The following is a 14,434-nucleotide window of genomic DNA, read 5'->3' on the forward strand; positions in this document are numbered from 1 at the left end:
GGGGGGGGGGACGTACCGGATACCGAATTTGACCCTGATAACCCGACTTTTACAGATGATTATCAGACAGAGGATGAAAGTAGTAACACTAATTACAAGTTTGGTCTTGTTGTCGTGGGTAAGGATGGAACGACAAAAACTAACTTTGGTAGCACTGATGACGATCAGGGAAAGGTTACCATCTCAGTAGAAAATTCTGAAGGTTCAACAGCTAAACCTAAGTATAAAAGCAGCTACCTCTACCTCCGCGAAGACGGCGGGATTGAAATCGACCAAGAAGGACGTTCCGCCAAATTCAAAGTAAAAGCAGGCGACGGCTTGAAAATTGATGACACCACCGACAAACTCGTTGCCGATACCGTTGACCTTACCGTTACCAACGGCAAAGTAAGCACCCCTACATCAGAAGATGACAAGAAAAAACTCGTCAACGCAGGCAATTTGGCAACCACATTAAACGCCTTAGGCTGGCAGCTTAAAACCACCAACGGTGCTGCCGCAGCCGGCAACGGCACGCCCACGACCGTCAAAAGCGGCGACGAAGTCGAGTTCAAAGGCGAAGGCGGCGTTACCGTAACCACCAGTTCAACTACCGACGGCAAACACACCGTTACCATCAAAGCCGCCCAAACCAAAGGCGCAAACAAAGGCGGCTCTTGGAAAATCATCGCCGACAAAGAAGACGGCGGCGAACTTGACCCTGCAAACACTGCACCTACCGAACAAGAAGTCAAGACAGGTGAAAAAGTTACCCTCAAAGCAGGCGACAACCTGAAAATCAAACAAAGCGGCAAAGACTTCACCTACTCGCTGAAAAAAGAGCTGAAAGACCTGACCAGCGTAGAGTTTAAAGACGCAAACGGCGGCACAGGCAGCGCAAGCACCAAAATTGACAAAGACGGCTTAACCATCACGCCGACAAACGGTGCTGCGGCAGGCGCAGGTACGTCTAACGCAAACACAATCAGCGTAACCACGTCAGGCATCAGCGCGGGCAGCAAAGAAATTACCAATGTTAAGAGTGGTTTAAAAACCTATAAAGATAGCCAAAACGGCGTAACTCAACCTACAGCTAATTCAGTTGAAGAAGCTAAGAAAGACTTGGTTAATTTAACTAACCCTGCAACTGGAACAGGCATCGCAGGAACAACAACTGTTGCTGATAGCACGGCTGCAACCGTAGGCGACTTGCGTGGCTTAGGCTGGGTGCTTTCATCTGATAAAACCACAGATGATAATGCTAACAAACAATTCCACGCTGCCGTTAAAAACGCCAATGAAGTTGAGTTTGTCGGCAAAAACGGCGCAACCGTGTCCGCAAAAACTGGTGCTGACGGTAAACACACCGTAACGGTAGATGTGGCAACAGTAGAAGCCGGCAACGGTCTTGAGAAAGATACTACTACCGGTAACACGATTAAGCTCAAAGTCAAATCCAAAGCAGGAGAAGAAAACTTATTAACCGTAAGTGATGACGGCGTGTCCGTTACCAAAGGCGAGTTTAATACCGTAACAACAGATGCAACTGCGGCAGATGCAAATACCAACAATCGCGGTAAAGTTACGGTTAAGGCTTCTGCAAACGGCACGGCGACAGCGGACGACAAGAAAAAAGTGGCGACTGTCGGCGACGTTGCGAACGCTATCAACGATGCGGCAACCTTCGTGAAAGTGGAAAGCACAACCGATGATATTGAAGACGGTACTGCAAACGGAAATACCGCCGATGACCAAGCCCTTAAAGCAGGCGACACTTTGACCTTTAAAGCAGGTAAAAACTTAAAAGCCAAGTTGGATAAGGGTGGTAAATCCGTTACCTTTGCTTTGGCGAAAAGCATTGAGACAGACAGCGCGACTTTAAGTGAGAAATTATCTATTGGTAAAGACCCGAATAAGGTTGATATTACCAGTGATGCAAGCGGCTTGAAGTTATCAAAAGGTACTAACGGAGATACTGCGGTTCATTTGAACGGTTTGGCTTCAACCTTGCCTGATGTAACTACAAATACAGGTTCATCAACTTCAGTAACCTTCTCGCCTAGTGAGATTGAAAAAACGAGAGCGGCTACCTTGAAAGATGTTTTAAATGCAGGTTGGAACATTAAAGGGGCTAAAGTTGCAGGCGGTAATACCGAGAATGTTGATTTAGTGGCAGGTTATGACAATGTTGAGTTTATTACAGGCGATAAAAACACGCTTGATGTTGTATTGACGGCTAAAGAGAACGGTAAAACAACCGAAGTGAAGTTCACGCCGAAAATCTCTGTTATCAAAGAGAAAGACGGTAAGTTGGTTACAGGTCAGGATGGTAAAGATGATGCCAAACCTGATGCAACTAACGACAATGACACCGGCACCGGCTTAGTTACTGCAAAAGCCGTGATTGATGCCGTGAACAAAAGCGGTTGGAGGGTAACCGGCGAGGGGACGACTGCCGAAACCGGTGCAACCGCCGTGAATGCGAACAGTCCTGAAACCGTTACATCCGGCACGAGCGTGAACTTCAAAAACGGCAATGCGACCACGGCAACCGTAAGCAAAGATAATACAGGCAACATCAACGTCAAATACGATGTAAACACCGGAGACGGCTTGAAAGTTGAAGGCGGAAAAGTTGTTGCAAGTGTTGGCGACGGTTTGAAACTGGATAACCAAAAAATCGTTGCAGACACGACCACGCTTACCGTAACAGACGGTAAAGTTACTGCCCCTAATGGCACTAACGGCGATACGAAGAAACTTGTTGATGCAGGCAGTTTGGCTGATGCGTTAAACAAATTAAGCTGGAAAGCGAAAGCTGATAAAGAAGACGGTGGCGAAGTTGACCCGGCAACAGCAACCGAACAAGAGGTTAAAGCAGGCGAAACCGTAACCTTCAAAGCAGGCAAAAACTTGAAAGTGAAACAGTCTAGAAAAGACTTTACTTATTCGCTGAAAGACGAGCTTACGGGTTTGACCAGCATTACTTTGGGTACGGCTGGAAACGGCAAAACCACGACCAAAATTACTGAAAATGGTTTAACTGTTTCTACCACCCCGGCAAATGGCAGTACGGCTACCGAAGTCAAAATCGGTTCAGACGGCATTAGTGCGGGTAATAAAGCCATTACCAACGTTGCAAGCGGTTTGAAAACCTACGGGGATACCCAAAACGGACAACCCGCAGCCAACACCAATACGGCTAAAAATGGCTTGATTAATTTAGATACTGCTACAACACCTGCAAATGGCGGGGGTACAGGCACGTCCGTAGCCGACACCACAGCCGCAACCGTAGGCGATTTGCGTAAACTCGGCTGGGTGCTTTCGTCTGATAAAACCACAAACGGCACAGGCACAACCGATACAGCATTCCACGCCGCCGTGAAAAACGCCGAAGAAGTCGAGTTCAAAGGCACGGGCAAAGCCACCGTGTCCGCAAAAACCGAAAACGGCAAACATACCGTAACGATTGATGTTGCAGAAACCAAAATCGAGGCTTCAGACGGCATCGAGAAGACTGACGACAAACTCAAACTGAAAGTAAAAACAGGCGATGACAACTTATTGACTGTGGGTACTGACGGTGCGTCTGTTACTAAAGGCGAGCTTGAAGTTGCAAGCACTGATACAACAGCAGGTCAAGGTACGAACACTGCCGATCGCGGTAAAGTGAAAGTAAAAGGCGTAAACGGCACAGAGACCGAAAACGACAAGAAAAAAGTCGCCACAGCGGTTGATGTCGCCAAAGCGATTAATGAAGCTGCAACTTTCGTGAAAGTTCAAAGTTCAGATGAGGATATTGAAAATGATGCGGCAACCAAAGACGCTGCCTACGACCAAGCCCTCAAAGCCGGCGATACTTTGACTTTTAAAGCAGGTAAAAACTTAAAAGCCAAGTTGGATAAGAATGGCAAATCCGTTACCTTTGCTTTGGCGAAAAGCATTGAGACAGACAGCGCGACTTTGAGCAAAACATTATCGATTGGCGAGAACGGCAATAAAGTCAATATCACAAGCGATGCCAAAGGCTTGAATTTCGCGAAAGAAACGGCGGGGGCAAACGGCGACACTACGGTTCATCTGAACGGTATCGGTTCGACTTTGCACGATACGCTGTTGAATACCGGAGCGACAACTAATTTAAACGGTAATGGTATTACTGACGACGAGAAAAAACGTGCGGCAAGTGTTAGAGATGTCTTAAATGTAGGTTGGAATATCAAGGGCGTTAAATCTAACTCGGCAACTAAACAGTCAGAAAATGTTGATTTCATTCGTACTTACGACACCGTAGAATTTTTGAGTGCAGATGCAAATACAACAACTGTTACCGTAGATAGCAAAGACGGCGGAGCTAGAACCGAAGTTAAAATCGGTGCGAAGACTTCCGTTATCAAAGAAAAAGACGGTAAGTTGCTTACTGGTAAACAGTTGAAAGATGCAAATACTGGCGCGCCAGCAAATGCAACTGAATATATGGACGAGGGTAAAGGCTTAGTGACTGCGGAGACTGTTATCAATGCAGTGAACAAAGCTGGTTGGAGAATTAAAACAACCGCTGCCAATGGTCAGGCTGGTCAAGCCGGAGATAATTTTGAAACTGTCGCATCAGGCACAAATGTAACCTTTGCTGATGGTAATGTAACGAAAGCGACCGTAAGTAAAGATGCACAAAGTGGAGCTATTACTGTTAAGTACGATGTAAATGTTGGCGACGGCTGGAAGATTGATGACACTAGCAAAAAAATCGTTGCAGATACGACCGCACTTACTGTGAATAGTGGTAATGAAGCTGACAAACCGAAAGGTAAAGTGGCTGATGTTGCTGATGATAGCAAAAATAAACTGGTTAAAGCAGGCGATTTGGTAACTGCCTTAAACAGCTTAAGCTGGACTGCAACTGCTGGTAAAGATGGCACTGGCGAGGTTGAGCCCACAACTTTAACAGAGCAAGAAGTTAAAGCGGGCGACAAGGTAACCTTTAAAGCAGGCGATAACTTGAAAGTGAAACAGTCTGGAAAAGACTTTACTTACTCACTGAAAAAAGACCTGAAAGACCTGACCAGCGTAGAGTTCAAAGACGCAAACGGCGGTACGAACGGTGCAAGCACGAAGATTACCAAAGACGGCTTGACCTTTACGCCGGCAACCGGCGCGAATGGCGGTAATGCGACTGATGCCGATAAAGTTAAAATCGGTTCAGACGGCATCAGCGCGGGTAATAAAGCGGTTAAAAACGTTGTGAGCGGACTGAAGAAATTTGGTGATACGAATACGATTGTCGGTAAAGATTTAGATAACATCACTAAAAATGCCGACGTTGCCTATAAAGACCTGACCAATTTGGATGAAAAAGGCGCGGATAATAATCCGACCGTTGCCGACAATACCGCCGCAACCGTGGGCGATTTGCGCGGCTTGGGTTGGGTCATTTCTGCGGACAAAACCACAGGCGACTCAAGCAAGGAATATCACGATCAGGTGCGGAATGCGAACGAAGTGAAATTCAAAAGCGGCAACGGTATCAATGTGTCCGGTAAAACGGTCAACGGTACGCGTGAAATTACCTTTGAATTGGCTAAAGGCGAAGTGGTTAAATCGAATGAATTTACCGCACCGGATGGCACAAACTTGGTTAAAGTTGGCGATAAGTATTACAGTAAAGATGATATTGATACTGCAACGGGTCAGCCGAAAACTGGTACGACAGAAAAATACCAAACTCAAAACGGTAAAATCATTTCTACTAATGACAATACCGAAACAACCCTAACCAACAAAGGTTCCGGTTATGTAACGGGTAACCAAGTGGCAGATGCGATTGCGAAATCAGGCTTTGAGCTTGGTTTGGCAAGTGAAGCTGATGCGAAAGCAGCGTTTGGCGATGAAACAAAAGCCTTGTCTGATACTAAGGCGGAAACCGTAAATGCCAACGATAAAGTCCGTTTTGCCGACGGTAAAAATACCAAAGTGAGCGCGGCAACGGTGGAAAGCACCGATGCAAACGGCGAAAAAGTAACCACAACCTTTGTGAAAACTGATGTGGAATTGCCTTTAACGCAAATCTACAACACCGATGCAAACGGTAAGAAAATCGTTAAAAATGCTGACGGAAAATGGTATGAAGTGAAAGATGACGGTTCGACTGCCGATACGAACAAAGAAGTTACCCTCGGTAACGTGGATTCAGACGGCAAGAAAGTTGTGAAAGACAACGATAAATGGTATCACGCCAAAGCCGACGGTACTGCGGATACATCAACACAAGCGGTTGATGATTCAAAAGTTTCTACCGATGAAAAACACGTTGTCCGCCTTGATCCGAACAATCAATCGAACGGTAAGGGCGTGGTCATTGACAATGTGGCTAATGGCGATATTTCGCCAACCAGCAAACAGGCGGTAAACGGCAGCCAGATTTTCGCATTGACCGGCAACAAAACACCGAATATCACGAGTATCACGGTAGATAAGGATGGTAAAACGGTGAACGTCGGCACAGCCGGAAACGCGAACGATACCAACAAAACGTATCACAACGTCGTGGTGGGCGAAGACGGTAAAACCCCGTTATTGACCACTTATAATGTGGAAGGCAGAAAAGAAGTTATCACCAATTCGGTGGTTGAAGCCATCTACAATATGAATGAGCAAGGGATTAAGTTCTTCCACTCCAACGACGGCAAAGCGACTAGCAGAATCGAACGAAGCAATGAAATCGATTCCAGCGCAAGCGGCAAATTTGCAACGGCAATCGGCGCGAAAGCCGATGCGGCAGGCGAAAATGCCATTGCCTTCGGCTACGGGTCAAAAGCCTTGCGCGATAACACGGTGGCGATTGGTACGGGCAACGTTGTGAATGCGGAAAAATCCGGCGTATTCGGCGATCCGAACTACATCGAAGATAAAGCCGGCGGCAGCTACGCTTTCGGTAACGATAACCGTATTACTTCTAAAAACACTTTTGTGTTGGGTAATGGGGTTAATGCGAAATATAAAGCCGATGGAGATGTTGAGACGGAAACCGTAACCGTTAAGGACAAAGACGGTAAAAATACTACCGTTACCGTTCCTAAAGCGTTAGGGGCTACAGTTGAAAACTCTGTTTATCTGGGTAATAAATCGACCGCGACAGAAAATCCGGGCAGCAACCTGAAATCCGACGGCACGGCGGGTAATACCACAACCGCCGGCGCGACGGGTACGGTAAACGGCTTTGCCGGTGCGAGGGCGCACGGTGCGGTTTCTGTCGGCGCGAGCGGCGAAGAAAGACGTATCCAAAACGTCGCGGCAGGCGAAATTTCTGCCACTTCCACCGATGCGATTAACGGCAGCCAGCTGTATGCGGCAACCAAAGGCATCGCCGATCAGGCCGTCGGTATGGTCAGGGCGTTGAAACGCGAATTGGAAGGTGTTGCCGCCGGTGCGAATGCCGCAGCCGCCTTGCCGCAATCGTACCTGCCCGGAAAATCGATGATTTCTGCCGCAACGGGCGCATACGGTTCGACAGGCGCACTCGCCGTCGGCTACTCCAGCATCAGCGACAACGGCAAATGGGTGGTCAAAGGCCAGCTCAACGTCAATACCCGAAGCAAAGCCGGCGGCGGTGTCGGCGTGGGCTATATCTGGTAACAACCCCGAAGCGTTGAAAAATGCCGTCTGAAAGGCTTTCAGACGGCATTTTTATTGCCCCGTCCGATGGTTCGCAACGGGAAAACCGTATCGCATAACGGGCGGATGTGTATTTCAGAGGGCGCAGGACAAGTGTGTAGGTTAAGGCGTAGCAACTGTATTTTTCACCCCGTCGGGCAAAAATACCAAAACTCAAGTCAAGCCGTTCGGAGGCGGCTCAAAAAAACGGTACTTCGCAGCAGAAGTACCGTTTATCGGGATTTCAGGTTTTATTCTTCGGGACGTTCGCCGTCGGTTTCGTCCTGCGTCCCTTCGGTGATGTGCATTTCTACGCCGTTGAGTGCGCGGATTTTTGCGTCGATTTCGTCGGCAATTTCGGGGTTTTCTTTCAGCCAGACGCGGACGTTGTCTTTGCCCTGACCGATTTTCGCGCCGTTGTAGCTGTACCACGCGCCGGATTTGTTGATGATGTCGTTTTTCACGCCGATGTCGATCAATTCGCCTTCCCAACTGATGCCTTCTCCGTAGAGGATGTCAAACTCTGCCTGACGGAACGGGGGGGCGACTTTGTTTTTGATGACTTTGACGCGGGTTTCGTTGCCCAATACTTCTTCGCCTTTTTTGATGGATCCGGTGCGGCGGATGTCGAGGCGGACGGAGGAGTAGAATTTCAGCGCGTTGCCGCCGGTGGTGGTTTCGGGGCTGCCGAACATTACGCCGATCTTCATACGGATTTGGTTGATGAATACAACCAGCGTGTTGGTTTTTTTGATGTGCCCGGTCAGTTTGCGCAAAGCCTGGCTCATCAGCCGCGCCTGCAGTCCGACGTGGCTGTCCCCCATATCGCCTTCGATTTCGGCTTTGGGGACGAGTGCGGCTACGGAATCGACGACTACCATATCTATGCCGCCCGAACGGACGAGCGTGTCGCAGATTTCCAATGCCTGTTCGCCGGTATCGGGCTGGGACAGGTAAAGCTCTTCGACTTTTACGCCGAGTTTGCGGGCGTAAACGGGATCGAAGGCGTGTTCGGCATCGACAAAGGCGCACACGCCGCCGTTTTTCTGGCATTGGGCGACGGCTTCGAGGCAGAGTGTGGTTTTGCCGGAGGATTCGGGGCCGAAGATTTCGACGATGCGCCCGCGCGGCAGGCCGCCGACTCCGAGGGCGAGGTCTAATCCGAGCGATCCGGTGGAAATGACTTCGAGGTTTTCTTCCTGCTGGCTGCCGTCCATTTTCATGATGGCGCCTTTGCCGAAACTTTTTTCGATTTGCGCCAAGGCGGCGGCAAGGGCTTTGCTTTTGTCGTCTGACATTGGGGTTACTCCGGAACAAATGCGGTATGTAATGTGCGGCACAGTCGGGCTGCGGCGCGGAATGTGATGGGCGGCTATTATCGCATGTTTCCCTTTTGGGGACTACCGTCCGCTTCGGCACAAATGCCGTCTGAAACGGTTCAGACGGCATTCGGGAAGCGTGCGTCAGGCGATTTCGAGCCACATGACCTGATAGGGCTGAAGCGTCAAATCCTGATTCAGGCTGACAGTTTTGCCGCCGATGAGGTCGTGCGCCTTGAAGGGCATGGCTTGCAGGGTATGCGCGGTAACGGTTTGCGGATATTCGCTGAAGTTGCCGAATGCCAAAAGCGCGTTGTTGCGGATGTAGCCGATGATGTGCTTGTTGTTGGTGTTGAAGGTAACCAGCCTGCCGCCGTCAAAACGGGGATTGTTTTGGCGGATGTCTATCATATGGCGCAAGCCCTGATAGATTTGCCCGGCTGTGGTCGACAGATCGTTGCGTTGCGCGTACAGGGCTTCGTTATAACGCGGACGGTGCGCCCAACGGCTGTCGTCGCTTTTGTTGCTGTCTTGCGCCCAGCCGTCGTCGTTGGGCGTGCCGACTTCGTCGCCGAGGTAAATCAGGGGCAGCCCGCCGGTACTCAATGCGATGCTGTACAGAAGTTTGATGCGGCTGACGGCGTGGGGGTCATTTTGAGCCAAGCCTGCCAATGCGGCGGACGTACCGCTGACGCGGCAGTCGCCCGTGTTGGGGTTGTATTGGAAGGGTACGCCGCGCGCGAAGCTGCCGTCGAAACGGTTGACGAAGAAGCGGTTGAGGAATTGGCGGTGGTCGTAGCCGCTTATGCCCAGATATGCCGCATCTTCGTCGGCAAACGTCCAGCCGATGTCGTCGTGGCTGCGGACGTAGTTGACCCAGGCGGTATGCTCGGGCAGGTTGTGGCGGTAGGTCAGTGCCTGATGGAGCAGGTTGACTTCGCGCGTGGCAAGGGTGTTCCACAACAATGCCATTTGCAGGGGGTTGTAACCGATTTGGCATTCGTCCTGCCCGATGTATTGGACGACTTGGTCGGGGTGGACGATGGCTTCGGATTTAAAGAACACGGCGGGCGCGGCGATACGCATAACGGCATTGAACGCGCGGATGAGGGCGTGCGCCTGCGGCAGGTTTTCGCAGCTTGTCCCCATCTGTTTCCAAATAAAGGCAACGGCATCCATACGCAAGATGTCAACGCCCAAGTTGGCAAGGAACATCATTTCGCCTGCCATGGCACGGAATACCCATGGGTTGCTGTAATTCAAGTCCCATTGGAAGGAGTTGAACGTTGTCCATACCCAGCGTCCGTCTTCCAGTTGGGAGAAGCCGCCCGGATGTTGGTCGGGGAAGATTTCACGCAGGGTGCGGTCGTATTGGTCGGGCATCCAGCGGTCGGGGAAAATATAGTAGAAGTTATCGTAGAGTGGATCACCGGCGGCGCAGCCTTTTGCCCATTCGTGTTCGTTAGAAGTATGGTTGAAGATGAAATCGACGACGGCGGAAATGCCTGCTTCGTGCAAGGCGGCAATGACATCGCGCAAGTCGTCTATCGTACCCAGTGCCGGATTGACATCGCGATAGCTGCTGACTGCATAGCCACCGTCGCTTTTGCCTTCAGGGCATTTAAACAGGGGCATCAGGTGCAGATAGGTCAGGCCCAACTCTTGGAAATAAGGGATTTTGGCTTTCAAGCCTTGCAGATCGCCTGCGAACAAATCGACGTAGCACACGCCGCCGACCTGTTTGTTGGACAAAATCCAATCGGAGTTGTTTTCGCGTTCGATGTCAATGTTTTTCAGGGACGCGCTGCGTTGGGAATAGCTCTGCCACGCCTGCGCCAGCAGCATTTCCAGCATAGGCAGCAGGGCTTCGTTGTTGCCGTACACGCTGTCGAGTTCGTTCATCAGTTTGGGGAAATGGGTATCCATACGGCGCGAAAACTGCCGCCAGTCTTCCGATTTTTCGATACCGACACGCTGTTCGGGCGTGTAGATGTCCAAGATGCGTGTTTTGAGGTGCTGTAAAATCAAACCGACTTGCTGCGTGGGGGTCAACATAATGCCTGCTCCGATTCTGAAATTTCCGACCGGCGGTCCGCCGCCGTATCCTGCACGCGCCGTGTAGGGCGTGTCGTGCAATCATACTGCAAGAACTGCGAACTGACTAGAAAAGACGGGGCTTGTGCCAAGTCTGCATTCCGATATGCGGATGCTGCTTGATTCATATCAAGCCGGCTGCACAGAAATGCCGTCTGAAACATTGCCTGCGCCTTTGCTATAATTGCGTCTTTACCGTTCCCTTCAGCCGCAACAACCGCCATGCACACCAGCCTGACCGTCAGAAATACCGTTATCGGAAGCGGACGCACCAAAATCGCCGTGCCGCTTGTCGCCCGCGATGCCGCCGAACTTTCCGCCGTACTTGACCAAATCACAAAGCTGCCCTTCGATATTGCGGAGTTCCGCGCTGATTTTTTGGAATGCGCGGGCAGCATCGGCGAAGTATTGCGCCACACGCAGACCGTCCGCGACGCGCTGCCCGACAAACCGCTGCTGTTTACGTTCAGACGGCATGGCGAAGGCGGCTCGTTCCCGTGTTCGGACGGTTATTATTTCAAACTGCTCGACGCGCTGATTGAAAGCCGCCTGCCCGACATCATCGACATCGAGCTGTTTGCCGGAGAAACCGCCGTCCGGCGCGCCGTGGCAAATGCCCGAAAAAACGGCATCGCCGCCCTGCTCTGCAATCATGAGTTCCACCGCACGCCGCCGCAAGAAGAAATCGTATGCCGTCTGAAACAGATGGAGGACTGCGGCGCGGACATCTGTAAAATTGCGGTGATGCCGCAAAGCGCGGAAGATGTGCTGACTTTGCTTTCCGCCACGCTCGAAGCGAAACGGCTTGCCGCCAAACCGATTGTTACGATGTCGATGGGGCAGACGGGGGCGGTCAGCCGCCTTGCCGGACAGGTGTTCGGCTCAAGCATCACGTTCGGTTCGGGAACGCAAAACTCCGCGCCCGGGCAAATCGGCGTATCCGCCCTCCGTACGGCACTCGAATGCCTCGAAGGCGGCGCAGAGTGATTTCAGACGACATCAAAACATGATGAAACTCAATCCCCAACAGCTCGAAGCCGTCCGTTACCTCGGCGGCCCACTGCTCGTCCTTGCCGGCGCAGGCAGCGGAAAAACCGGCGTGATTACTCAAAAAATCAAGCATTTGATTGTCAATGTCGGCTATCTGCCGCATACCGTCGCCGCGATTACCTTTACCAACAAAGCCGCTGCGGAAATGCAGGAGCGCGTCGCCAAAATGCTGCCCAAATCGCAAACGCGCGGGCTGACGATTTGCACGTTCCACTCTTTGGGCATGAAGATTCTGCGCGAAGAAGCGAATCAAATCGGTTACAAAAAAAACTTTTCCATCCTCGATTCTACCGACAGCGCGAAAATCATCGGCGAACTTTTGGGCGGTACGGGCAAAGAAGCCATATTCAAAGCGCAGCATCAAATTTCCCTTTGGAAAAACGATCTGAAAACGCCTGAAGATGTCGTTCAGACGGCCTCTAATGCGTGGGAACAACAAATCGCGCGCGTGTATGCGAGCTATCAGGAAACCCTGCAAAGCTATCAGGCGGTGGACTTCGACGACTTAATCCGCCTGCCTGCCGTACTGTTGCAGCAAAACAGTGAAGTGCGTAACAAATGGCAGCGGCGGCTGCGTTATCTGTTGGTTGACGAATGTCAGGACACCAACACCTGCCAATTCACCCTGATGAAACTCTTGACCGGAGCGGAAGGCATGTTTACCGCCGTCGGCGACGACGACCAGTCCATCTACGCATGGCGCGGCGCAAACATGGAAAACCTGCGCAAAATGCAGGAAGACTATCCGCAGATGAAAATCATCAAGCTGGAGCAAAACTACCGCTCCACCGCGCGCATTCTCAAAATCGCCAACAAAGTCATCGAAAACAACCCCAAACTCTTTACCAAAAAACTTTGGTCGCAGTTCGGCGAAGGCGAGCCCGTCAAAGTCGTCGCCTGCCAAAACGAGCAGCACGAAGCCGAATGGGTCGTCAGCCAAATCGTCAAACAAAAACTCATCGGCGGCGACAAAACCCAATATGCCGATTTCGCCGTGTTATACCGCGGCAAGCATCAGGCGAGGATTTTCGAGGAAGCCTTGCGCGGCGCGCGCATCCCCTACCGGCTCTCGGGCGGTCAGAGTTTTTTCGACAAAGCCGAAATCAAAGACGTGTTGTCTTATGTGCGGCTGCTTGCCAACCCCAACGACGATCCCGCCTTCCTGCGCGCCGTTACCACGCCCAAACGCGGTATCGGCGACGTTACACTGGGGAAGCTCAACACTTACGCGCACGAACATGAATGCAGTCTGTATGAAGCCGCGCAAACCGAAGAAGCCCTTGCCACGCTGAACAATACCAACCGCCAACACCTGCAAGCCTTTATGGATATGTTCGGCAGCTACCGCGCCAAAGCGGAAACCGGCGAAGCGGGCGAACTCATCAACAGCCTGCTCGAAGAAATCGACTATGAAAACCATTTGATGCAAAACGAAGAAGGCAAGGCCGGCGAAATCAAATGGCGCAACGTCGGCGAGTTGGTATCATGGTTTGCGCGAAAAGGCGGAGAAGACGGCAAAAACGTCATCGAACTCGCCCAAACCGTCGCCTTGATGACGCTTTTGGAAGGCAAAAGCGAAGAAGAAACCGATGCCGTCTCGCTGTCCACGCTACACGCCGCCAAAGGTTTGGAGTATCCGTATGTTTTCCTTGTCGGTTGCGAAGAAGGTGTTTTGCCGCACAACGACAGCATCGAAGAAGGCAACGTCGAAGAAGAACGCCGCCTGATGTACGTCGGCATCACCCGCGCCAAACGCCAACTCACACTGACCCACTGCCTCAAACGCAAAAAACAAGGCATATGGCAGTTCCCCGAACCCAGCCGATTCATAGACGAAATGCCGCAGGAAGATATCAAAATCCTGGGGCGCAAAGGCGGCGAACCGATTGTCAGCAAGGAAGAAGGCAGACGCAACCTTGCCGATATAATCGGAAGGCTCGACGGTATGAAAAAAGGCAATCCGTCGGATTAAACCAAGACAGGGAAACGAAGCCGGAGACAATTTGCAGCTCGAGATATGGAGGGGTCTTCTTTGTATCACAATCAACTGAATAAGAGTCAGATGAATAAGAGAAGAAATGATGGTGGCTTCTATCATTCATATGACCCCAACAATGTCAAAGATGGAAGAACTTTTATATCTAAAGATGACATTGAGTTAAAAATGAGTCAGGGAAAAACAGCAGAAGTTGATTCCAAAGGACATATGATAAATAATACTCATATGATAAATAATACTCACTAGAAATATGAACAGCAAAACTAAGCTTCGAGTTAATAAAATAATCGAACTGAAGCATCATATTGAGAATTGGGAAACTCAAACAAGCGAAGAGATC

The 14,434-nt window shown here is 50.7% G+C and carries 6 protein-coding genes; 4 read left to right on the forward strand and 2 right to left on the reverse strand.

Annotation, left to right across the window (positions count from 1 at the left end; genetic code table 11):
* Positions 1-114 precede the first annotated feature (114 nt).
* The gene (locus Q9J80_RS10450; protein WP_304674181.1) at positions 115-7,614 is read left to right on the forward strand and encodes a Hia/Hsf adhesin N-terminal domain-containing protein; all 7,500 of its coding nucleotides are present in this window, start codon (positions 115-117) and stop codon (positions 7,612-7,614) included.
* A gap of 269 nt (positions 7,615-7,883) precedes the next feature.
* Here the strand turns inward: Q9J80_RS10450 and recA are convergent, their stop codons facing one another.
* Complete coding sequence (recA, locus tag Q9J80_RS10455; RefSeq protein WP_002223618.1) at positions 7,884-8,930, reverse strand: recombinase RecA; 1,047 nt, start codon at positions 8,928-8,930, stop codon at positions 7,884-7,886.
* A 165-nt stretch (positions 8,931-9,095) separates the two neighbouring features.
* Positions 9,096-11,006, reverse strand: a complete 1,911-nt coding sequence (locus Q9J80_RS10460) for an alpha-amylase family protein (protein ID WP_301673279.1) — start codon at positions 11,004-11,006, stop codon at positions 9,096-9,098.
* Positions 11,007-11,267: 261 nt separating this feature from the next.
* Here Q9J80_RS10460 and aroD point away from each other — a divergent pair, with 261 nt between their 5' ends.
* From aroD to Q9J80_RS10475, 3 genes are all read left to right on the forward strand, one after another.
* A complete protein-coding gene (gene aroD / locus Q9J80_RS10465) occupies positions 11,268-12,032 on the forward strand; it encodes a type I 3-dehydroquinate dehydratase (RefSeq protein ID WP_301673278.1) in 765 nt (254 codons plus the stop codon).
* A gap of 19 nt (positions 12,033-12,051) precedes the next feature.
* The gene (gene rep, locus Q9J80_RS10470; RefSeq protein WP_304671747.1) at positions 12,052-14,067 is read left to right on the forward strand and encodes a DNA helicase Rep; all 2,016 of its coding nucleotides are present in this window, start codon (positions 12,052-12,054) and stop codon (positions 14,065-14,067) included.
* A gap of 90 nt (positions 14,068-14,157) precedes the next feature.
* Positions 14,158-14,340: a hypothetical protein gene (locus Q9J80_RS10475; protein ID WP_301668185.1), complete on the forward strand. Its 183-nt coding sequence runs from the start codon at positions 14,158-14,160 to the stop codon at positions 14,338-14,340.
* The last annotated feature ends 94 nt before the right edge of the window (positions 14,341-14,434 follow it).

Origin of the sequence: Neisseria blantyrii (assembly GCF_962747855.1) — a bacterium.
In the GTDB taxonomy this organism is placed as follows: domain Bacteria; phylum Pseudomonadota; class Gammaproteobacteria; order Burkholderiales; family Neisseriaceae; genus Neisseria; species Neisseria viridiae.

What these genes read in the sequence shown, in the direction of transcription:
- recA (WP_002223618.1), bottom strand. Translation starts at nt 8,930, where the DNA reads ATGTCAGACGACAAAAGCAAAGCCCTTGCCGCCGCCTTGGCGCAAATC.
- Q9J80_RS10460 (WP_301673279.1), bottom strand. Translation starts at nt 11,006, where the DNA reads ATGTTGACCCCCACGCAGCAAGTCGGTTTGATTTTACAGCACCTCAAA.
- aroD (WP_301673278.1), top strand. Translation starts at nt 11,268, where the DNA reads ATGCACACCAGCCTGACCGTCAGAAATACCGTTATCGGAAGCGGACGC.
- rep (WP_304671747.1), top strand. Translation starts at nt 12,052, where the DNA reads ATGATGAAACTCAATCCCCAACAGCTCGAAGCCGTCCGTTACCTCGGC.
- Q9J80_RS10475 (WP_301668185.1), top strand. Translation starts at nt 14,158, where the DNA reads ATGAATAAGAGAAGAAATGATGGTGGCTTCTATCATTCATATGACCCC.